Raw genomic sequence first — 22,304 nt, forward strand, 5'->3', positions numbered from 1 at the left:
AAAATGGCACTTTCATTTTTCTTCAGATAGGCTTATTTTGAGCAGTTGCTCTTTTAGATCAATTTTACTAAAAAGAAAGAAGGAATTTAAATGGAATTAGCAGACATTCGTCATCGGTTATCTGACTTAAATCAAAAAATCATCAGCTTTAGGGGGTCTCTTTGACTTAGATCGATTGGAAGAAGAGATTGCAGAAGTTGAACATCAAATGAGTGAACCTGGATTTTGGGATGATAGTATGGCAGCTCAGGCAGTCATTAATGAACATAATGCCAATAAAGATACTTTTGGACGTTTCCATCGTTTAGCAACCAAAGTGGAAGAACTAGAACTGATGCTAGAGATGGTGCAAGAAGACCCAGATCCTGAGATGGAAGCAGAACTAGTTGAAGGACTAAAAGAATTAACCGATGAAATGAATCTATATGAATTGTCCTTATTACTTGATGGTCCTTATGATCATAATAATGCGATTGTTGAACTCCATCCTGGTGCTGGTGGAACAGAATCACAAGATTGGGGTAGTTTGTTGCTTCGTATGTATCAACGTTGGGTGGAACAACAAGGGTTCAAATTGGAAGTTCTCGATTATCAAGCAGGAGATGAAGCAGGAATTAAAAGTGTCACGATGTTAGTCAAAGGTTATAACGCTTATGGTTATTTACGTTCTGAAAAAGGCGTCCATCGTCTCGTTCGTATTTCGCCATTTGATTCTGCCAAACGTCGTCATACATCCTTTTGCTCCGTTGATGTGATGCCAGAGTTAAACGATTCGATTGATGTGAACATCAATTCAGATGATTTGAAAATCGATACATATCGTGCGAGCGGTGCCGGTGGACAACACGTCAATACGACAGATTCTGCGGTTCGGATTACGCATATTCCAACTGGAGTTGTTGTTGCGAGTCAAGCGCAACGTTCACAGCTAAAAAATAGGGAACAAGCAATGAGCATGTTAAAAGCGAAACTATATCAGTTAGAAATCGAAAAACAAGAACAAGAAGCGGCTTCGATCCGTGGAGAACAAATGGAAATCGGCTGGGGTTCACAAATTCGATCGTATGTTTTTCATCCATATGCTATGGTTAAAGATCACCGAACCAATTATGAAACAGGAAATACTCAAGCAGTGATGGATGGCGAAATTGACGGATTTATCGATGCTTATTTAAAAATGCGATTAAATGACCAAAACCCTCAAAAATGACCGAAATGCAATCAAATTGTAATGTAATGAAAGCTGAATGAAACATAGCAATGCTATAATGTTCCAGTACGAACAAAAAAGGTGGAGAGACATATATGATAGAAATGCAGGATGTAATGAAAAAATATTCCAATGGTACAACTGCGATTCGCAATCTTTCGGTTTCCATCGGACAAGGCGAATTCGTTTACGTCGTTGGGCCGAGTGGTGCTGGAAAATCGACATTTATAAAATTAATGTATCGTGAAGAAAAAGCCACAAAAGGCATGTTAAATGTTGCCGGCTACGATTTATTAAAGATTAAAAACAAGGAAATTTCGAGTCTCAGACGTGAAGTTGGCGTTGTGTTCCAAGATTATAAATTGTTACCCAAAAAAACCGTTTATGAGAATGTTGCTTATGCGATGCAAGTAATCGGACGCAAACCACGTGAAGTGAAAAAGCGTGTAATGGAAGTTTTAGATTTAGTTGGTCTAAAACATAAAGTCCGTGTTTTCCCAAGTGAACTTTCTGGTGGAGAGCAGCAACGAGTTTCGATTGCTCGCGCGATTGTAAATATGCCAAAGGTCTTGATTGCTGATGAGCCGACGGGGAATTTAGATCCAGAAAACTCATGGGAAATCATGAAATTGATCGATCGTATTAATGCACAAGGAACAACGATTGTTATGGCAACACATAACAGTACAATCGTAAATACCATCCGCCATCGTGTCATTGCGATAGAAAATGGTCGTATTATTCGCGACCAATTAGAAGGAGAGTATGGATACGATGATTAGAACATTCTTTCGACACATATTAGAAAGTATCAAAAGTCTACGCCGTAACGGTTGGATGACGATTTCATCAATCAGTGCGGTAGCAATTACGTTAACATTGTTAGGTATTTTTTTAACAATTATTTTGAATACTGTTAAATTAGCTGAAGATATGGAAAATAACGTGGAAGTTTCGGTCTTTATTTCTTATGGGACGACTCAAGAAGAACAAGATGAACTTGAGCAAAATTTAAAAAATATTCCTCATGTCGCATCGGTTGAATTTTCAAGTCAAGATGATGAGCTTGATCGCGTAAAGGAATCCTATGGTGATGTTTGGGGACTTTTTGAACAAGACAATCCATTGTTAGATGTTTTTATTGTACAAGCGAAGGAACCAAAATACGTTAAAGGAATTACAGAAGAAGCGAAAAAATATAAAAAAGTCGTCCATAAAGCAACTTATGGTGAAGATTTATCAGATAAAATCTTTAGCATTGCAGAAGGAGTTCGAACTTGGGGCCTAATTGGTTCTGGCTTATTATTATTTGTAGCGATGTTTTTAATTTCAAACACGATTCGTATTACAATTTTATCTAGAGAACGAGAAATTCAAATTATGCGTCTAGTTGGTGCTAAAAATGGTTACATCCGTTGGCCATTCTTTCTTGAAGGTGGTTGGATTGGTCTATTTGGCTCAATCATCCCAATCGGTCTAATTATTTTTGGATACCCAGAAGTATATCGCGTATTGAATCCAGTATTATTACGCTCAAATTATAGCTTGTTAGCACCAGGTCAATTTATGATCCAAATTAGTGCGATTTTAGCAGTCTTAGGAATCTTAATTGGTTCATTAGGATCAATTATTTCAATGAGACGTTTCTTAAAGATTTAATATCAAAAGAAGAGTTTTTAAACATCGTTTGACCTTAATTGAGAGACGGGAGAATCAAAGAATATTGATTGGATTAGTTTCTCTTCGGACTCTTTGTATGAAAAAAATATAGATATGAAATCTTAGGGCTGTGACCGATGTCACAGCCCTATTTTTTAATTCGATTTTTAGAATGTCCTGTTAGACGAAACTTAATCTAGACAATTTTAAATAAGTATGTGAAAATGATTAGAAAGAATTTAATGTTTGGGGGTTCTTCGATGCGACTCTTTCTAAAATCAGATCAAAGAGCAATAAATTACTCTTTTTTTATGCTAGCTGTCTTATTATTTTTACTTGCATTTATTTGGAATACACCATTAGAAATTTGGAAAGGTAGTCGAATCATTTTCACGGCTCCGGGTAATCTAATTACGGATTATTTTAAAATTGCGAATGTTGGTGCAGCATTTATGAACGGTGCGTTGATGCTATTTCAAGCACTTTTCGTTTTGAAGATTAGCAAAACAAAAGTGAACAGTATGATTGTAGCAGCTATTTTCACGATTGTTGGTTTTTCTTTTTTCGGAAAAAATCTGTATAATTCAACATCGATTATTTTGGGAGTCTATCTGTATTACAGAGTCTCAAAAATACCATTTAACTGGGTACCGATTGCTCTTTTTGGCACAGCATTAGGTCCGTTAGTCAGTGTTGTGTCTTTCGGTTTTTCATTACCGACAATTACAGGACTCCTATTAGGAAACCTTGTCGGTATGATTGCAGGTTTTTTCATGCCGATTTTATCACAGCACTTTGTAAAATTTCATCAAGGGTTTAGTTTATATAATATTGGTTTTACTGCTGGAATGATTGGTTCTTTTTTCATGGCTATTTTCCAAAGTTTTGAATTAAAAGTCACACCCGTTTATTTAGTTTCTCAAGGGCATAATCGAGAAATGAGCTTGTTTTTAATTTTATTGTTTAGTTTAATTTTTTTCTTAGGTTGGTGGTTGAATGATTTTTCATTGGTTGGTTTTTCAAGTTTGTTAAAAGAATCTGGACGTGGCGGATCCGATTATTTTTCTCAATTTGAAAAAGGAGTTGTTTTAATGAATATGTCCCTGTTGGGATTAATTAGTACGGGTTATGTGTTATGTATAGGTGGAGAGTTAAATGGTCCAACAATCGGTGGCGTCTTTACGGTCTTTGGCTTTGGAGCGGTAGGTAAGCATATTAAAAATGTGATTCCTATTTTAGTTGGGGTTTTTATTGTTGGTTATTTTAGTGCTCATGATGTTAGTTCAACTGCTGCCATTCTAGCAGCGCTTTTTGGGACAACTTTAGCACCAATTAGTGGCTATTACGGACCGATTTTTGGTGTTTTAGCAGGCGGAATTTTTATTATGTTTACGACGAATAGTTTGGCACAATTACATGCGGGAATGAATTTATATAATAATGGTTTTGCAGGTGGTTTTGTCGCGGCTGTAATGGCTCCGATTTTAGATAAGTTAGTCTCTCGTCCTAAGGAAAAAAATCTCAAGTAGCTTTGAATTGACAAATGAGAATAGGATTAGTATACTCTCATTAATCAAAAGAATAGCAATCGCGACGAATTGGTAAAGTATATTACTTGATGTATCAAAGAGAGGACCTAGTTGGTGGGATAGGTCTATACAGATATAATAGAAGTGCGCCAATGAGCAGTTCAATCGAATAAAGTAGATTGAACCGGTAGTTCCCGTTATCGAACTAGAGTATGAAAGTACTCGAAGTTGAGTTAGGAGAAATCCTAAACAGAGTGGAACCGTGAAAGTATGCCTTTTGCCTCTGTATATGTAAATATACAGGTGCAGAAGGCTTTTTTTTGATTAAACAAAAAAAGGGGGATTCACATGTTATACAATAATATTATCGAAGCAATTGGTCGGACACCACTAGTTAAGTTAGAAAATACAGAGGCAGGAATGGCTGATATTTACGTCAAAATTGAAAGTTTCAATCCAGGGGGAAGTGTGAAAGATCGAGCGGCATTTTATATGATTCAAGCAGCAGAAGATGAAGGGCTCATTAAGCCAGGAGATACGATTGTCGAAGCCACAAGTGGAAATATGGGGATTTCCTTAGCGATGATTGGTGCTGCTAAAGGGTATAAAATGGTCATTGTGATGCCAGATACGATGAGTCTTGAGCGTCGTAAAATGATTGCAGCTTACGGAGCAGAACTGGTATTAACTCCGGGAAGTAATGGAATGTCTGGTTCGGTTGAAAAAGCCGAGGAATTGGCTCGAGATAAAGGGTACTTTTTGATTAATCAGTTCAAAAATACTGCGAATATTCAAGCACATATTGAAACAACAGCTCTTGAACTGTATGACGACTTAGATGGTGACATCGACGCCTTCGTTGCAGGCGTTGGAACTGGCGGTACCATTAGTGGTATTGGAAAAGTTTTGAAAAGTAAAAATCCAACGACTCAAATCATTGCAGTTCAACCAGATAAGTCACCCGTTTTGACAGGTGGAAATCCTGGTCCTCATGGTATTCAGGGAATTGGTGCGAATTTTATTCCTGAAATCTATCAAGCTGACGTTATTGATGAAATCTTATCGATGGACCAAGAAACAGCTTATGCTGCGAGTCGAGAGCTAGGCAAACAAGCAGGTATTTTAGTCGGGATGTCTTCGGGTGGAAACTTTGCAGCAGCTAAAAAAATAGCGCAACGTTTAGGAGCCGGTAAAAAAGTCGTGACGATATTACCTGATACAGGTGAAAGGTATTTATCAACAATATTATTCGACGAAGAATAGAGGGGAAATATGTTTAAATCTATGATACAACAAGCGAAAATGATCATAGAAAGAGATCCTGCGACAGACAATTTTTGGGATGCTCTATGGACTTCGCCAAGTGTCAAAGCGTTAGCTTATTATCGTCTCGCACATCGTTTATATGCGAGAAATAAAAAAATGTTAGCAAAGTGGTTCGCTCATCGTGCACGAAAAGCAACCGGAATTGAAATTCATCCAGGTGCTAGAATTGGTGAAAATTTATTTATTGATCATGGCATGGGGATTGTCATTGGTCAAACAGCAGAAATTGGCAATAATGTGACTTTGTATCAGCAGGTAACCTTAGGTGGTATTAGCGGTGTTCAAGGGGAAAAACGGCACCCAACCATTGAAGATGATGTGATGATCGGTGCAGGGGCAAAAGTTCTAGGTAACATTACAATTGGTAGAGGAGCTAAGATTGGTGCAAATGCGGTTGTGTTACAGGATATCCCACCTTATGCAACTGCTGTAGGAATCCCTGCAAAAGTTATAAATAAACAAATTAACGCCTATATGTATGTAATTTAATTGAGACTCTTTGATGAGTGAAATGGTAAAAACAGCCATTTCACTCATTTTTGGCGTTATTATGTGTGAATCTCTTGAGAATTTAACTAATTCTAATTTCAAATAGAATGCGAAAATGTTATTATGGAAACAAATAGTAAAAAACAATAATTTTTCAGAATAAGGGGTTTCAAAATGAGAAAACATTTTACAAGATTTACATTGCTAGGATTACTTGTTGTTTTGGCAGGTTGTGCGAGTTGGATTGATCGTGGTGAGTCGATTACAGCAGTTGGTTCATCTGCTTTGCAACCTTTAGCGGAAACAGCAGCGGAATCTTTTCAAACAAATAACCCAGGACGCTTTGTAAACGTACAAGGTGGCGGAAGTGGAACAGGACTAAGTCAGGTGCAAGCAGGTGCTGTTGAGATTGGGAATTCAGATGTTTTTGCAGAAGAGAAAAACGGTGTCGATGCGGACGCTTTAGTTAGTCATAAAGTAGCAACGGTTGGCATTACACCTATCGTTAACAACCATGTCGGTGTAACGGATCTCTCAATAGAAGAACTACGTAATATTTTTACTGGTAAAATTACTAACTGGAAAGAAGTTGGCGGAAAAGATCAAAAGATTGTTTTGTTAAACCGTGCAAATGGAAGTGGAACACGTAATACTTTTGAGCGTTGGGTTTTAAATGGTGAAAAAGCGAAACAATCACAAGAGCAAGACTCAAGTGGAATGGTTCGTCAAATCGTGGCGGATACGCCTGGAGCCATTAGTTATATTTCGTTTTCATATGTGACAGAAGATGTTACACCTGTAAGTATTGAAGGTGTCGCACCTACAGACGAAAATGTCATGACCAATGACTGGGTTATCTGGTCATACGAGCATATGTATACTAAAGGTGAGGCAACGGGATTAACGAAAGAATTTATCGATTATGTCTTGTCTGATGAGATTCAAGATAGCGTTGTTAGCCAGTTAGGCTACATCCCTATTTCAAAAATGAAAGTTCAAAGAGACTGGCAAGGTAACATTATTGACTAGTCTTTACATAAGATTTACAATCTTCACGCAAAATTTACAAAACGTTAAACAAAAATTGACGTCCAGCAAGTAGACTAGTCGAAGATAGAATGAAAGATTTAAGGAGGCAATCTCTTGGAAGATGTAAAAAAAGTATTAACCCAGAAATCAAAGAAAGCAAAAATGGAACAACGTGGGAAACTGATTAGTTTTTTAAGTATTTTTATTATTGTAGCCGTAGTCGTATCCATTTTTTATTTTGTAGCAAGCAAAGGTTTAGCGACATTCTTTGTTGATAAAGTAAACTTTTTTGAATTTTTATTTGGAACAAAATGGAACCCTAGCCAAGTCGGTGAGAATGGGCAGCCGTTAGTTGGTGCACTACCGATGATCATCGGGTCATTTTTAGTGACGTTTTTATCGGCAATTGTTGCGACACCTTTTGCGATTGGTGCAGCTGTTTTCATGGTTGAAATTTCACCGAAGCAAGGGCAAAAAATCTTGCAACCCGTGATTGAATTACTTGTCGGGATTCCTTCAGTTGTTTATGGTTTCATTGGTTTATCTGTCATCGTACCAGCTGTTCGTTCGGTATTTGGTGGCACAGGTTTCGGTATTTTAGCCGGTACCTTTGTCTTGTTCATCATGATTTTACCAACTGTAACGACAATGACAGTTGATGCATTAAAGAGTGTGCCTCGTCATTACCGCGAAGCATCCCTAGCACTAGGCGCAACTCGCTGGCAAACAACTTATAAAGTTGTGTTACGCGCAGCCGTACCAGGTATTCTAACAGCCGTTGTTTTCGGAATGGCTCGTGCCTTTGGTGAAGCGTTAGCCATCCAAATGGTTATCGGAAATGCTGCACTAATTCCAACAAGTCTAGTGACACCAGCTTCAACGTTAACATCGATTTTAACAATGGGTATCGGAAATACGATTATGGGATCGGTTGAAAACAACGTCTTATGGTCATTAGCATTAATTTTACTATTTATGTCATTAGTCTTTAATATTGTGATTCGAGTAATCGGTAAGAAAGGAAGATTGAATTAATGAATGCAAAAAAAGCGGATAAGATTGCAACAGGCGTTCTTTATGCTGTTGCTGGAATTATCGTATTAATTTTGGCTTCTTTACTTCTATATATATTAGTTCGAGGCATTCCTCATATCTCATGGGAATTTTTAACGCAACCGTCAAGAGCCTATGAAACAGGAGGAGGAATTGGTATTCAGTTATACAACTCCTTTTACTTACTCCTTATCACAATGTTGATCAGTTTCCCGATTTCATTGGGTGCGGGTATTTACTTAGCGGAATATGCGAAAAAGAACTGGGTTACTGATGTTATCCGTACAGCGATTGAAATTTTAAGTTCGTTACCATCGGTTGTTGTCGGTTTGTTTGGTTTCCTAATCTTCGTTATTCAATTTGGTTATGGCTTCTCAATTTTGTCAGGTGCCTTAGCCTTAACATTCTTTAATCTACCACTATTAACAAGAAACGTGGAAGAGTCATTAAAAGCGATCCATTTCACGCAACGTGAAGCTGGATTGGCATTAGGCTTATCTCGCTGGGAAACGGTCCTACGCGTAATTGTGCCAGAAGCAACACCTGGTATTTTAACTGGTGTCATTTTAAGTTCAGGACGAATCTTTGGTGAGGCCGCAGCTTTAATTTATACAGCGGGTCAGAGTGCGCCTGCTTTAGACTTTACAAACTGGAACCCTTTAAGTGTATCCAGTCCAATCGGCTTATTCCGTCAAGCAGAAACGCTAGCCGTTCATATTTGGAAAATCAATACAGAAGGTACGATGCCTGATGGTGCAGCGGTTTCTGCGGGAGCTTCAGCTGTTTTGATTATTGCAGTATTACTCTTTAACTTTGGCGCGCGTGCCATTGGTAAGAGACTTCACAAAAAATTAACTTCTGCTTAAGGAGATTACTATGAAAACATACAACTGGGATGAACGAAACATCATTACGATGGATCAAAAAGACGTCATCTTACATACGAATGACTTACATGTCTGGTATGGAGATAACGAGGCAATTAAAGGAGTTGATTTACAATTCCAAAAAAATAAAGTAACAGCTTTAATCGGACCGTCTGGTTGTGGAAAATCAACTTATTTACGTTCATTAAATCGAATGAATGATGAAATTGCGAATACGAAAGTAACAGGCGAGATTATGTATAAAGGCGTTAATATTAACTCGCCAAAAGTTGATGTCTTTGAAGCACGCAAACGAATCGGAATGGTATTTCAACGTCCGAATCCATTTAGTAAATCAATCTATGAAAACATCACCTTCGCGTTAAAACGTCATGGTGAAAAAGATAAACACAAATTAGATGAAATTGTTGAAACGAGCTTAAAACAAGCAGCTTTATGGGATCAAGTAAAAGATTCTTTAGATAAAAGTGCCTTAGCTTTATCTGGTGGACAACAACAACGCCTGTGTATTGCACGTGCGATTGCGATGAAGCCAGAAATTCTACTATTGGATGAGCCAGCAAGTGCGCTTGACCCGATTTCAACGGGTAAAGTAGAAGAGACAATTATTAGCTTAAAAGACGATTATTCGATTGTTATTGTAACGCACAATATGCAACAAGCAGCTCGTATTAGTGACTACACGGCATTCTTTTACCTGGGTCATGCTATTGAATACGACGAAACAAGTAAAATCTTTACTCGTCCAAAAATTCAAGCGACAGAAGATTACGTCTCTGGGCATTTTGGTTAGAAAGGTAGGAAAACAACATGAGTGAAATCATTCTTTCCTCTCGTGATTTGCATTTATATTATGGGAAAAAAGAAGCGTTAAAAGGCATTGATTTGTCAATTAATAAAGGGGAAATCACAGCAATGATTGGTCCTTCTGGTTGTGGGAAGTCAACATACTTACGCTCACTAAACCGAATGAATGACTTAATTCCAAACGTAACAATTACTGGTAGTGTGATGTATAAAGGAAAAGATATTTATAGTCCGAAAACAGACACCGTTGATTTACGTAAGGAAATTGGAATGGTTTTCCAACAGCCAAATCCATTCCCATTTTCAATTTATGAAAATGTCATTTATGGATTGAAATTAAAAGGCGAGACGAATAAACAAGTCCTTGACCAAGTGGTTGAAGAAAGCTTACGTGCAGCTTCTGTTTGGGACGATGTAAAAGATAAACTACACCAAAGCGCATTGTCACTATCTGGTGGACAACAACAACGTGTTTGTATCGCTCGCGTGCTAGCAGTGGATCCAGAAATTATTTTACTTGATGAGCCAACAAGTGCGTTGGATCCAGTTTCTTCAGGCAAAATCGAAAATACATTGTTAGAATTAAAAGAAAAGTATACAATGATTATTGTGACGCATAACATGTCTCAAGCGTCACGTATTTCAGATAAAACAGCCTTTTTCTTGAATGGTGATTTAATTGAGTTTGACAATACGAAAAAGATTTTTATGAATCCTAGTCAAAAAGAGACCGAAGATTACATTTCTGGTCGCTTTGGTTAAAAGAAAATAAACTTTAGTACTGGAAAGGAAGATCTAGATGTTACGAACACAATTCGAAGAAGATTTATTAAACTTACATAATCAATTTTATGAAATGGGGATGCTCGTAAGTAAAGCCATTCATAATTCCGTACAAGCCTATGTAAAACATGATAAGGCATTAGCTGAAAAAGTTATAGATCAAGATGAAGATATCAATTTAATTGAAGTTCGCTTGGAGAAAAAAAGCTTTGAAATGATTGCATTACAACAACCAGTAACCACTGATTTACGTCGTATTATTACCGTAATGAAAGCTAGCTCAGATTTAGAGCGTATGGGAGACCACGCAGTGTCGATTGCTAAATCAACTATCCGTATGAAGGGTGAAGAACGAATTCCTGAACTAGAAAAAGCAGTTTATGATATGTCTGACTATGTGAAAAAAATGGTCGATAACGTTTTAATTGCTTATGTTAAAACCGATCAAGAAGACGCTCGATTGATTGCTGAAATGGATAATAAAGTCAATCAATGTTACAAAGATATTTATTACCAAACGATTAAAGAAATGAAAAACAACCCTGAATTAATCGTTATTGGAACAGAATATTTAAACGTTGCGCAATATTTAGAGCGAATTGGCGATTATGTAACGAATATTTGTGAGTGGATCGTTTATCTTGCTACAGGAAAAATTAGTGAGTTAAATTCAAATCGCACCGAAGAACTTTAAGCAAATCGAAACTTCTAATAATGAGGATGAATCATCCTGTTATTAGAAGTTTTTTTAAATATTGAAAATTGGTACTTAAGACCTATGTTTTTTTGAATCAAAACGGGCATAATAGGGTTACAAGGTTAACTTGTGAAAATACTTTGCTTGAGGAGGCAATTTCCATGAACGAAAGAGAAAGAATATTGGAATTAGTAAAAAAAGGTGTGCTTTCTACGGATGAAGCCTTAGACTTACTAGAACAAATTGGCAAAAACAATGAAGATGTAACAATTGAGAAGACGCAAATTCCTGTCGATGAAATCGATACTGAAGATATTGAATTAGATGAAGAAAAACTATTCGAAAGTAAGCAAACGGAAGATCAAAAAAACTTAGAAGAGATTTTAGATCGTCTAGCAACCGAATCGAATCAAGCGTCAGTCGAGTTGGATAGTATCATGGTTGAAATTGAAGGTCTGAATAAAGCGTTAGCGGAAGCACGTGAGACACTAATGGAAATCAATACAAAAGAAGAACTTGACTCATTAACACAAGAAGAATTGGATACCCGCGAATTACTAGAAGAAGAAATTAAAGATTTTGAATTGGCATTGGTCGATTTAAAAGAAGAGAAAGCACAGTTGGAAGGTCAATTGAAAAACATTCGACGTTCGAAATGGTCACAAAAGAAAGATGAATTAAACCAAAAAATGGAAATCCCAGAAGAATGGAAAGAACAGGCAAGCGAGACGCTGAATCAAGTCGGTGGAAAAGTTGCAGATGTTACAAGTCAAATGGGTAAATTCTTTAAGAAAACAATCGAATCCGTTTCGCAAACTGTTGGTGAAAATGTTGAATGGAAAGATATCAACTTGAGAATTCCAGGTGTTGCAACAACGAAATTCACGAAAGATTTTGAATTTACTGATGTTGCTCCAACGATTTTAGATGTCCAAGTTGCCAATGGTGATATTGAATTACGTTTCTGGGATCAAGAAGATATTCGAATTGAAACAGAAATTAAACTTTATGGTAAAATGGATGCTGAAACACCATTAGCTGCTTTTGAAGAACGTAGTCAAATTATTGTCGATGATGAACAAATTATGTTCAAAGTACCGAATAAACGCGTACGAATCGATGCAATCTTTTATTTGCCAACACGTATGTATGACTATACAACCTTCAAGTTATTAAATGGTGATATCAATATCGACGGACTGGATACAAAAGATATTTACATCAAATCAACGCATGGTGATATCAAAATTGAAGGGCTAAAAGCTTCAATGTTAGAAATGTCTTGTGTCAACGGTGATATTACTGTAACGAGTGGGCATATCTTAGATGCGATTATTGAGAGTGTCAATGGCGACGTGAAAGTAGCAACAAATTTAGAAAATTTAAGCGTCAACTTAATTAATGGAGATATTCGTTTAACATTAAGAGAAGAAGATTTACGTCGTGTCAAAGTGACGACTGTCAATGGGGATGTTAAAGTATCATTACCAGCTAGCATTGGCTTAGAAGGAACAGTTAAATCCAATTTAGGCAGCATTAAAAATCGTTTAACTGATTTTGAAATTGTGCGCGAAAAAACAGAAAGAACCAATCAATTACTTCATTTCCGTCGCGTAGCAGATAAAATGGCACAAATTGAACTTTCAACAACAACAGGAAATATTTACTTGAAAAATAACGAAGAGTCAGTCTAGAACCGTCGTCTTAAAACAAAGCAGGAAAAACATTGCTTCATGTGTCGTACGTTCAAAACTGGGAAGGTGGAAAAAATGAAAAGAAAATTAACGAAATCAAGATCAAACGTAGTAATAACAGGAACTTTAGCAGGGGTAGCAGAATATCTTAATATTGATCCAACAATTGTCCGTGTTCTTTTTGTCTTCATCTCATTAATGGGGATGGGGTCGCCAGTACTGCTTTATATTATTATGGCAGTCGTGATTCCTTCAGCAGATAAAACAAGTAACCGTGGTGGTTATGGTCATGATAATCACTATTACAATAGCAACAAGTATGAAAAAAGTTCAAAATCATCTTCAAGAAAAGAAGCTGAACGTGTCGATGAAGATGACTGGAGTGATTTTTAGTGACGTATTTCCAACGCGTTTTAGTTAATATGTTGGCGTTTATCTCACTAACCGTCCTCTTTCCAGAGATGTTTTTTGTTAAAAGCTTTACGACGGCACTTGTTGCAAGTATTGTTTTATCATTGTTGAACACGATTATTAAACCGATATTGATGATTTTATCATTTCCTTTAACGATTTTGACCTTAGGATTCTTTAGCTTCGTCATTAATGCGTTAATGTTACAATGGACATCAAATCTTGTCGGGCAATACAACTTTGGCTTTTCCTCATTTGGAGCAGCAATCTTAATGGCGATGATTTTGTCATTTGTTAATATGATTGTTAACCAACATCAGTTAGATAAGAGGGCATAAAAAATCGATTAGGAGCGAGAGTTAAGAAAAGGCTGTTTGATTTTTGCTTAGCTCTCACTTAACTCTGAGCAATTGATTTTTCAAATAAAGAAAAAACGTTGATGGACGAAAAATCCTCAACGTTTTTTTTGCGATAGATTATTTAATTTGTTCTTCCGTTACAGAAGAGAGGTAGTCATCGACTAAAATGATCGTATCATCGAGTGCACCGGCTTCAAAAGGTGATTGTAAATGAGCGATGTTTAAAATCTCTAAGAATGTTTTCGTACCACCGACTTGACAGATTGCTAAGTAGTCTTGCCATGCAGTCTCATCTTTGTCGACGTTAAATCTTTTCCAAAATTGGAAAGCACAAACTTGAGCCAACGTGTAGTCGATGTAGTAGAACGGAGAAGTAAAGATATGGCCTTGACGGAACCAATAAATGCCATTTTCGAGTTCAGGGAATAATTCATAATCACGTTCAGGACAGTATTGTTTTTCTAATGCACGCCAGCATGCTTTTCTTTCAGCAGACGTCCAGTTTGGATTGGAATAGACTTCTTGTTGGAAGTGATCAACCAATACGCCATATGGCAAGAATTGTAGCGCACTCGCTAAATGATTAAATTTGTATTTATTGGTTTGTTCTTCAAAGAAATCATCCATCCATGGCCATGCGATAAATTCCATCGACATCGAATGGATTTCGCAAGATTCGTAATTTGGAAAAACAATTTCTGGTTCTTTAATCCAACGTGATTCATACGTTTGGAAGGCGTGTCCGGCTTCATGGGTCAAGACATCAACGTCGTGCGAAGTCCCATTGAAGTTAGCAAAAATAAATGGTGATTGGTAATCTTGGATATACGTACAATAGCCGCCCGCTTGCTTACCCGTTTTACTTAATAAATCAAGTAATTCGTTATTGACCATGAAATCAAAGAATTCTCCCGTCTCAGGTGAAAGCTCGTGGTACATTTTTTGAGCTTTGGCAACGAGTTCTTCAGGCGTGCCTTTTGGTGTCGCATTACCATTTGGAAAAACAAGAGATAAGTCATGGAAATTCAGCTTAGACAATCCATTTCGTTTTGCTTGGCGTTCATAAAGTTTTTGCGTCACTGGAACGATTTTTTGTAAGACTTCTGAGCGATACGTTTCAATCATCGGTCGATCATAGTCCCAACGATTCATTAAGACATCACCAAATTCAACGTAATTTTTAAAACCTAACTTCGTCGCGATTTCGGTGCGAACTTGGATCATTTCGTCATAAATGGCATCAAACTTAGCTTCGTTCTCTGCATAAAAACCAGTGACTTTTTCAGTCGCTTGGCGGCGAGTCGTTTCATCAACACTTTGAGTAAAAGGTGTAATTTGAGATAAGGTGTAGATTTCACCTTCAAATGAAATTTGAGCAGACGCTACGAGTTTTGAAAAGTCCGAACAAAGTTGGTTTTCTTTTTGGAATAACGGAATTAAATCCGAATGGAACGTTTTAACCCGCCCTTCAGCAAATAAAAAGAGTGTCGCTGGAAAAGTCGCTTTTAACTCTTCAAGTAAATCCGAGCTTAAAAGTGCTTGATAAAATTGGAAATCAAGTTCTTGGAAAAGTGGTTGGTATTCATTCCAAAATTCGTCTTCCTTTTCATAAAAAGCATCATTTGTGTCGACTGAATTACGAATCATAGCTAAATTGTAAGCCGTTTCGATTGTCCCGCGTAACTCATTTAAATGTTGAACGGCATTCACCGCCTCTGATAGGACAGTCGCATCGGTTAATAATTGGAGCGTTTTCAAAAACTCGACTTTATAAGTCTCGTAATTTGGGCGTAAATAAGTGTATTCTGAGAATTTCATATTAAAATAACCTCCTTTTTAGTAAATCATAGCATAAAAAACAAAAAAAATAAGATAAATTTTGTCGATAGTAGTAAGTTTCTTCATACAATGATAAAATAATACTATGAATTAAAAATGTTCAGAAAAGGGGTCAAAAGAAATGGCAGAACTTGTCAAAGTAAATGAGTTAGCCCAAGCACTAGGATTAGAAATTGTAACCGGTGACGAAGAGGCTTTGAATCGAAATATTACGACGGGAGATATCTCGCGCCCAGGATTAGAATTAACGGGTTATTTTAATTATTATTCACATGACCGATTACAATTATTTGGTAGTAAAGAGATTACTTTCGCTGAGCGTATGATGAAAGAAGAGCGCCTAATGGTTATTCGTCGTATGTGTTCAGATGAGACACCGGCCTTTATTATCTCAAGAGGTTTAAAAGTTTCGGATGAAATGATTCAAGCATGTGATGAGCATAAAATTGCTATTTTACGTTCGAAAATATCAACCTCTCGTTTAATGGGTGAGCTGTCGACATATTTAGAAGGTGTCTTAGCACCAAGAACGAACGTGCATGGTGTACTAGTTGACGTATACGGCCTCGGAGTATTAATTCAAGGGGATAGTGGAATCGGAAAAAGTGAGACCGCTTTAGAACTTGTGCAACGTGGCCATCGTTTGATTGCTGATGACCGAGTGGATATTTACAAGCAAGACGAGTTAACACTAATCGGTGAACCTGCAAAAATTTTAGAGCACTTAATTGAAATCCGCGGTATTGGGATTATTGATGTCATGAATTTGTTTGGTGCGAGTGCTGTTCGTGGCTCAATGGAAGTACAATTAGTTGTTTATTTAGAGAACTGGACGCGTGAAAAAAAATATGATCGTTTAGGTTCAGCTGATGAAACAATTATTTTAGGTGATGTTGAAATCCCTCAAATTAAGATTCCAGTTAAAACAGGGCGTAACGTTGCGATTATTGTTGAAGTAGCTGCGATGAATTTCCGTGCGAAAACGATGGGATACGATGCAACAAAAGAATTTGAGTCACGTTTGACTCGCTTAATTGAAGAAAATTCAGGTGTATAGGAAGTGAACGAGGAATGAACCGTGTAGCGTTTGATTTATTTGGCATCGAAATTTATTGGTATGCCTTAATTATTGTCTTTGGGATTGTTGTAGCGATGTGGTTGAGTACTCGAGAGGGAATTCGAGCGAATCTAAAACCAGATGATGTAACTGACTTTATGCTAGTTGGTTTACCAGTTGCGTTTATTGGTGCTAGACTGTATTATGTTTTGTTTGATTTAGAACCCTATTTAGCAGATCCGATTCAGATTTTAAATATCCGTTCAGGTGGACTGGCGATTTATGGTGGGTTAATTGCTGGTGGGATTTGGTTGTATTTCTTTTGTCGAAGAAATTTCATTTCGACATGGACCTTTCTAGATATTGCCGCACCAAGCGTCTTATTAGCACAGGGGATTGGTCGTTGGGGAAATTTTATGAACCAAGAAGCATTTGGAGCCAATACGACGCGTCAATTTTTAGAAAGTTTGCATTTACCTAAGTTTATTATTGATAATATGGAAATTGACGGCATCTATCGTCAACCAACTTTTTTATATGAGTCATTATGGAATGTGCTTGGTTTCATTGTTTTGATCATTTTAAGAAAGAAAAATGGTTTTCTAAAGCAAGGTGAAGTCGCTCTTTCTTATGTGATTTGGTATAGTTTTGGACGCTTCTTTATTGAAGGGATGCGTACAGATAGTCTGTATTTATTTGGTGAACTGCGTGTTTCCCAACTGCTTTCGGCACTTTTATTTGTGGGTGCATGGGCTCTTTTAATTTGGCGTCGTAAGAAAGTAACTAATTTAAAGCCATACAATCGTTCATACGGAAAAGATCAATTCATCATTTAGCGACAGAGTATTTTAGTTATGCTAAAATGAACTAAGAGAATTATTTACATAGGAATATTTAGAAGGAGGTTTCCACTGTGAAACAAAAAATTGCTGTATTAGGACCAGGTTCTTGGGGAACAGCGCTTGCGCAAGTCTTAGTTGAAAATGGTCATGAGGCTATTTTGTGGGGGAAAAATCCAGAGCAAGTAATTGAGATTAATCAACAACGAACGAACCATCGCTATTTGCCTGATTTAACACTACCAGAAGGGTTAAAAGCCACAACATCATTAGCTGAAGCAGTCAATGATGCGGATGCGATTTTATTCGTTATACCGACCAAAGCGATCCGAGAGGTTGCTCATGAAGTTGCAACAATGATTTCAAATAAACCTTATATTATCCATGCTTCCAAAGGATTAGAGCAACAAAGCCATAAACGAATTTCAGAAGTTTTAGCTGAAGAAATTCCCGTTGAAAAACGTAAAGATATTATTGTCTTATCAGGGCCGAGTCATGCGGAAGAAGTCGCAGTTCATGATATTACAACGATCACCGCTGCGAGTGTCAGCTTAGAAGCCGCGAAATACGTACAAACTTTATTCATGAATGATTATTTCCGAATTTATACAAATGATGATGTCATTGGTGTTGAACTCGGCGCGGCATTAAAAAACATTATCGCACTAGGTGCAGGTGCAATGGTTGGTTTAGGTTTTGGTGACAATGCCAAGGCGGCCATTATGACTCGAGGTTTAGCAGAAATTAGTCGTCTAGGTGTTGCTCTAGGAGCGAATCCGTTAACGTTTATTGGTTTAAGTGGTGTCGGAGATTTAATCGTTACTTGTACAAGTATCCATTCTCGTAACTGGCGTACCGGTCAATTACTTGGTCAAGGAAAAAAACTTGATGAGATTTTAGAAAATATGGGGATGATTGTTGAAGGTGTTTCAACAACAAAAGCCGCATTAGAGTTGGCACAACAACTAGGTGTGGAGATGCCAATCACTGAAGCGATCTACCGTGTATTATATGAGGGACAAGACATTAAAGTAGCGGCAAAAGAAATTATGTTGCGCGACGGTCGTGTCGAAAATGAATTTAGTTAAGGAGTTTTTTTGAATGAAAGTAAGAAAAGCCGTAATTCCAGCAGCTGGTTTAGGTACACGCTTTTTGCCGGCAACAAAAGCAATGGCAAAAGAAATGCTGCCAATTGTTGATAAGCCGACCATTCAATTTATTGTTGAAGAGGCATTAAAATCAGGCATTGAGGATATTTTAATTGTCACGGGTAAGGCGAAGCGTTCAATTGAAGATCATTTTGACGCTAACTTAGAATTAGAAACGAATCTAAAGGAAAAACATAAAGATGAATTATTGAAGTTAGTTGAAGAAACAACGGATATCAATTTACATTTTGTGCGTCAGAAACATCCGTTAGGTCTAGGACACGCTGTTTTACAGGCAAAAGCTTTTGTAGGTAATGAACCGTTCGTCGTGATGTTAGGCGATGATTTAATGGAGGATGACGTGCCATTAACGAAGCAACTGATGTTAGATTATGAGAATACGCATGCATCAACTATTGCTGTCATGGAAGTCCCAGAAGAAGAGACGCATAAATATGGTATTATTAATCCTGGAGAAGAAGTGGCGAAAGGCTTATATAATGTTAAGAATTTTGTTGAAAAACCAAAACCAGGTGAAGCACCAAGTAATTTAGCGATTATCGGTCGCTATCTTTTAACACCAGAAATTTTTTCGGTCTTAGAAGAGCAAGAACCAGGAGCTGGCGGTGAAATTCAATTAACCGATGCAATTGATACTCTAAACAAAACACAACGAGTTTTCGCACATGATTTTAAAGGGACGCGTTATGATGTTGGAGATAAGTTTGGCTTTATGAAAACAAGTATCGAGTACGGCTTAAAGCATCCAGAAGTACAAGAAAATTTAAAAGAATACATTATTCAATTAGGACAAAAATTAGCGACAGAACAAGCTTCAACTTCTAAAGAAGAAGAAATCGAACTTTCGTAGTTTTTAAGGACCCATTAAGAACAACAGTCGATTGTTATACTTAATGGGTCATTTTTTATTAATGAAGGAAAATAGGAAGGGGTTTTTTGATTGTCAGGAGGAGAAATTGCAGCACTCATCGCAGCGATTGCGTTTGCTGTTTTAGTGGTTGTTTTATCACGCTTATTAATGCAAATTGGTAAGACGGTCCAAAAAGCAGAGACGACATTAACGGAAGTCAACAATACCATTCAAGTTGTCACAAAAGATGTGGATATTTTGGTTCGGGAAGTTGAAGGTCTTTTAGTAAAAAGTAACGAGTTAATGGTTGATGTAACAGCGAAAGTCGAAACAATCAATCCACTATTTGATGCGGTAGCAGATTTAAGTACCAGTGTTTCAGACTTGAATACTTCAGGTCGCCAAGCGGTTACACGTTTTTCATCTTTAGGAAGATCCGTAGCAGGTGCAAGTATCTTAGGGAAATTCAGTCAAGCAACATTGAATCGTGTAAAAAGAAGTAAAAAAAGTTCAACAGTTAAAACCAATCAAGGAGGAATGACAAATGAGTAAAAAAGGTGGATTTTTATTAGGTGCATTAATCGGAGGAACCGCTGCGGCTGTTGCAGCTTTATTGTTGGCTCCAGAATCAGGACGCGAGTTACGTGATAAATTAGCTAAGCAAATTGATGACTTGTTAGATACAGCTTCTGATTATTCGGATACATCAAAGGAAAAAGGCGCTGATTTTTCTGATGTCGTTAAAGAAAAGACGGCAGCTTATACAAAGCGCTTGGAAGAATTAGCAGAAATGTTAAAAGAAAAAGCAAATGCTTTTATTGATGAAGCAAATGATGAGTCGGATGAGGCATTAGGAGAAGTTCAAGAAGAAGTTGATGAACTTTCACGTTTATTTAAACAAGAAGTAGCAGAGTTTGAAGAGCAAGTCGAAGAAATGGATGATATCGTATTGAATTTTGCAGATGAAGATTCAGTAGTTGCAACACCGCCGATTGCCGATCCTTTTATTGCAACAAAAGAAACAGCCGCCGCTGAAGATGAAGTGACGGAAGAAGTGATTGAGGAATTGAAAGAAATCATTGAAGAAGCAAATCCTGACCATGAATAATCGATAATCAATCAAACATTAAAAAGAGTGGGGCAACCATTAATGGCTGTCTCACTCTTTTTAGTGTTTTTATAGGCACAGCTTGTCAATCGCTGTATGCCTAATTCTTGATTGATGACAGACTAGAGAATGTTTTTCACCCGTCCGACTTGATTGTCTTCTACTAACATCACTTTGATGCCATGTGGATGATTCGCTGCATTTGTCAGTATTCGTTTGACATGGCCGCGAGTCAGTGCTCCGGATCGTTGATCTTTTTTTAGGACAATCTCAACTTCTTGTCCAATTTGAATGTTTACTCGTTTTGTACCAGACATTTTATTCCCACCTTAGTTAATAATGATTAAATCTTTTGACGTTTTTGTTAATGCTTGACTGCCATTTTTTGTCACATAAACACAGTCTTCAATCCGCACACCAACTTGATTGGGTAAATAAATTCCGGGTTCAATTGAAAAGCACATGCCTTCTTCTAATACTAAATCATTGCCAGCGACAATCGAAGGATACTCATGTACGCTTGTTCCAATACCATGACCTAGACGGTGATTAAAGTAGGAACCGTATCCCGCATCTTCAATAATCGTTCTTGCAATCTCGTCGAGTTCACCTGCTGTTATTCCTGGTTTTACCGCTTCTTGAGCTGCGAGTTGCGCTTCAAGGACAATCTGATAGATGTGCTTTTGAAAGTCAGTAGGCGTTTGATAAGCGACAGTACGCGTCGCATCACTGCAATAGCCCTTCCAAACAACACCTAAGTCAAATAAAACAAGTTGGTTTTCTTGTATTTGTGTGCTATTTGGCGTACCGTGTGGATCCGCTGCACGAGCTCCAGTTAGCACCATCGTATCAAAAGACATTTTTGATACACCTTTTTTCTTTAATTCGTATTCGATTTGCGCGACAATCTCCTGTTCACTAACGTTCGATCCAATCGCTGAAAAACCAATTTCAAAAGCAATATCAGCCCACGACCCAGCTTCGATTAAGCCATTAATTTCAGCATCTGTTTTGATCAGTTGCATTTTTTGGATAGTGGGTGTGATATCGGTTTGGAAATTTGTCTTTGGAAAGAAATTTGCCAAGAACTCAAAACGATCGAGTGACAGGGAATTTTTTTCTAAAGCAATTTGTTTCGGTTGGCCATAGCGTTGGTTAATTTCGTTAGCAATAATTTTCCAAGGATTCTCAGTATCTAAGTAACCAACAACATCATAAGTCCAGCTACTTTTAATTGCAGCTTCAGCTTCTAGAGCAGGAGTTAAAAGAAAAGGATCTTGGTCAAGTGCGATAAATAAGGCTAAAACTCGTTCATGTGGATCGCTTTGATAGCCGGTGAAATAAGCAATTGATTGTGGATTACTGACATAAGCAAGTTCAACATTCGCTGTGTCCATCCATTTTTTTAGGGCATCGATTTTTTCAATATTCATTAATTGAGCCTTCTTTCTAGAGAGAAATCTTTTTTATTATAGTACCATGAACAAAAATGAGTAGCTAGGACGAATT

At 37.3% G+C, this 22,304-nt stretch carries 24 protein-coding genes and 1 other annotated feature; of the genes, 21 read left to right on the plus strand and 3 right to left on the minus strand.

The genetic code is table 11. From position 1 onward, the window contains the following. Nucleotides 1-90 precede the first annotated feature (90 nt). From prfB to IEV09_RS00420, 15 genes are all read left to right on the plus strand, one after another. Nucleotides 91-1,210 (plus strand): peptide chain release factor 2 gene (prfB, locus tag IEV09_RS00350; protein ID WP_188366276.1). Its coding sequence is split into 2 segments (ribosomal slippage): nt 91-162 and nt 164-1,210, totalling 1,119 coding nucleotides; the frame shifts between segments, so codons are not numbered across the junction. 95 nt (nt 1,211-1,305) lie between these two features. Next, nucleotides 1,306-1,992 carry a cell division ATP-binding protein FtsE gene (ftsE, locus tag IEV09_RS00355; protein ID WP_188366277.1) on the plus strand — a complete coding sequence of 229 codons (687 nt, stop codon included), beginning with the start codon at nt 1,306-1,308 and terminating at the stop codon, nt 1,990-1,992. Next, nucleotides 1,985-2,869, plus strand: a complete 885-nt coding sequence (gene ftsX, locus IEV09_RS00360) for a permease-like cell division protein FtsX (protein WP_188366278.1) — start codon at nt 1,985-1,987, stop codon at nt 2,867-2,869. The genes ftsE and ftsX overlap by 8 nt, the downstream gene beginning before the upstream one ends. A 260-nt stretch (nt 2,870-3,129) precedes the next feature. Next, nucleotides 3,130-4,398: a DUF1576 domain-containing protein gene (locus tag IEV09_RS00365; RefSeq protein ID WP_188366279.1), complete on the plus strand. Its 1,269-nt coding sequence runs from the start codon at nt 3,130-3,132 to the stop codon at nt 4,396-4,398. A gap of 55 nt (nt 4,399-4,453) precedes the next feature. Next, nucleotides 4,454-4,686: a binding site (T-box leader), on the plus strand. 60 nt (nt 4,687-4,746) lie between these two features. Continuing rightward, nucleotides 4,747-5,661: a cysteine synthase A gene (cysK, locus tag IEV09_RS00370; protein ID WP_188366280.1), complete on the plus strand. Its 915-nt coding sequence runs from the start codon at nt 4,747-4,749 to the stop codon at nt 5,659-5,661. A gap of 9 nt (nt 5,662-5,670) precedes the next feature. Next, nucleotides 5,671-6,213 (plus strand): serine O-acetyltransferase EpsC, encoded by a 543-nt coding sequence (epsC, locus tag IEV09_RS00375; RefSeq protein ID WP_188366281.1) that lies wholly within the window; start codon nt 5,671-5,673, stop codon nt 6,211-6,213. Nucleotides 6,214-6,387: 174 nt separating this feature from the next. After that, nucleotides 6,388-7,242 (plus strand): phosphate ABC transporter substrate-binding protein PstS, encoded by an 855-nt coding sequence (locus IEV09_RS00380; RefSeq protein ID WP_188366282.1) that lies wholly within the window; start codon nt 6,388-6,390, stop codon nt 7,240-7,242. 114 nt (nt 7,243-7,356) lie between these two features. After that, entirely contained in the window at nt 7,357-8,277 is a 921-nt protein-coding gene (gene pstC / locus IEV09_RS00385; RefSeq protein ID WP_188366283.1) for a phosphate ABC transporter permease subunit PstC, read from the plus strand. After that, nucleotides 8,277-9,161: a phosphate ABC transporter permease PstA gene (gene pstA / locus IEV09_RS00390; protein ID WP_188366284.1), complete on the plus strand. Its 885-nt coding sequence runs from the start codon at nt 8,277-8,279 to the stop codon at nt 9,159-9,161. Before pstC ends, pstA begins: the two co-directional genes overlap by 1 nt. Nucleotides 9,162-9,171: 10 nt before the next feature. Then, nucleotides 9,172-9,975 (plus strand): phosphate ABC transporter ATP-binding protein PstB, encoded by an 804-nt coding sequence (gene pstB / locus IEV09_RS00395; protein WP_188366285.1) that lies wholly within the window; start codon nt 9,172-9,174, stop codon nt 9,973-9,975. A 17-nt stretch (nt 9,976-9,992) separates the two neighbouring features. Next, nucleotides 9,993-10,751: a phosphate ABC transporter ATP-binding protein PstB gene (pstB, locus tag IEV09_RS00400; protein WP_188366286.1), complete on the plus strand. Its 759-nt coding sequence runs from the start codon at nt 9,993-9,995 to the stop codon at nt 10,749-10,751. A 37-nt stretch (nt 10,752-10,788) separates the two neighbouring features. Beyond that, the gene (phoU, locus tag IEV09_RS00405; protein ID WP_188366287.1) at nt 10,789-11,466 is read left to right on the plus strand and encodes a phosphate signaling complex protein PhoU; all 678 of its coding nucleotides are present in this window, start codon (nt 10,789-10,791) and stop codon (nt 11,464-11,466) included. Between the two features lie 164 nt (nt 11,467-11,630). Beyond that, nucleotides 11,631-13,163, plus strand: coding sequence for a daptomycin-sensing surface protein LiaX (gene liaX / locus IEV09_RS00410; RefSeq protein ID WP_188366288.1), 1,533 nt, complete (start codon nt 11,631-11,633; stop codon nt 13,161-13,163). 75 nt (nt 13,164-13,238) lie between these two features. Further along, nucleotides 13,239-13,556, plus strand: a complete 318-nt coding sequence (locus IEV09_RS00415; protein WP_188366289.1) for a PspC domain-containing protein — start codon at nt 13,239-13,241, stop codon at nt 13,554-13,556. Next, nucleotides 13,556-13,912, plus strand: a complete 357-nt coding sequence (locus IEV09_RS00420; RefSeq protein WP_188366290.1) for a phage holin family protein — start codon at nt 13,556-13,558, stop codon at nt 13,910-13,912. Before IEV09_RS00415 ends, IEV09_RS00420 begins: the two co-directional genes overlap by 1 nt. Before the next feature lie 138 nt (nt 13,913-14,050). Here IEV09_RS00420 and IEV09_RS00425 read toward each other — a convergent pair whose 3' ends face one another. After that, nucleotides 14,051-15,751 (minus strand): M3 family oligoendopeptidase, encoded by a 1,701-nt coding sequence (locus IEV09_RS00425; RefSeq protein ID WP_188366291.1) that lies wholly within the window; start codon nt 15,749-15,751, stop codon nt 14,051-14,053. A 142-nt stretch (nt 15,752-15,893) separates the two neighbouring features. Between IEV09_RS00425 and hprK the strand changes: the two genes are divergently transcribed. From hprK to IEV09_RS00455, 6 genes are all read left to right on the plus strand, one after another. Continuing rightward, a complete protein-coding gene (gene hprK, locus IEV09_RS00430; protein WP_188366292.1) occupies nt 15,894-16,829 on the plus strand; it encodes an HPr(Ser) kinase/phosphatase in 936 nt (311 codons plus the stop codon). 14 nt (nt 16,830-16,843) lie between these two features. Further along, the gene (gene lgt, locus IEV09_RS00435) at nt 16,844-17,665 is read left to right on the plus strand and encodes a prolipoprotein diacylglyceryl transferase (RefSeq protein ID WP_188366293.1); all 822 of its coding nucleotides are present in this window, start codon (nt 16,844-16,846) and stop codon (nt 17,663-17,665) included. Nucleotides 17,666-17,742: 77 nt separating this feature from the next. Next, nucleotides 17,743-18,756: an NAD(P)H-dependent glycerol-3-phosphate dehydrogenase gene (locus tag IEV09_RS00440; RefSeq protein WP_188366294.1), complete on the plus strand. Its 1,014-nt coding sequence runs from the start codon at nt 17,743-17,745 to the stop codon at nt 18,754-18,756. Nucleotides 18,757-18,769: 13 nt separating this feature from the next. Next, entirely contained in the window at nt 18,770-19,687 is a 918-nt protein-coding gene (galU, locus tag IEV09_RS00445; protein WP_188366295.1) for a UTP--glucose-1-phosphate uridylyltransferase GalU, read from the plus strand. Nucleotides 19,688-19,777: 90 nt separating this feature from the next. Continuing rightward, on the plus strand, nt 19,778-20,239 hold the full coding sequence (locus IEV09_RS00450) for a DUF948 domain-containing protein (protein WP_188366296.1): 462 nt from the start codon (nt 19,778-19,780) through the stop codon (nt 20,237-20,239). Then, the gene (locus IEV09_RS00455; protein WP_188366297.1) at nt 20,232-20,795 is read left to right on the plus strand and encodes a YtxH domain-containing protein; all 564 of its coding nucleotides are present in this window, start codon (nt 20,232-20,234) and stop codon (nt 20,793-20,795) included. Before IEV09_RS00450 ends, IEV09_RS00455 begins: the two co-directional genes overlap by 8 nt. A 122-nt stretch (nt 20,796-20,917) precedes the next feature. Here the strand turns inward: IEV09_RS00455 and IEV09_RS00460 are convergent, their stop codons facing one another. Both IEV09_RS00460 and IEV09_RS00465 read right to left on the minus strand, forming a co-directional pair. Then, entirely contained in the window at nt 20,918-21,112 is a 195-nt protein-coding gene (locus IEV09_RS00460) for a YwbE family protein (RefSeq protein WP_188366298.1), read from the minus strand. 12 nt (nt 21,113-21,124) lie between these two features. Then, nucleotides 21,125-22,228, minus strand: a complete 1,104-nt coding sequence (locus tag IEV09_RS00465; RefSeq protein WP_188366299.1) for an aminopeptidase P family protein — start codon at nt 22,226-22,228, stop codon at nt 21,125-21,127. Between the last annotated feature and the right edge of the window lie 76 nt (nt 22,229-22,304).

Source organism: Enterococcus alcedinis, from assembly GCF_014635985.1.
GTDB classification, from domain to species: Bacteria; Bacillota; Bacilli; order Lactobacillales; family Enterococcaceae; genus Enterococcus_I; species Enterococcus_I alcedinis.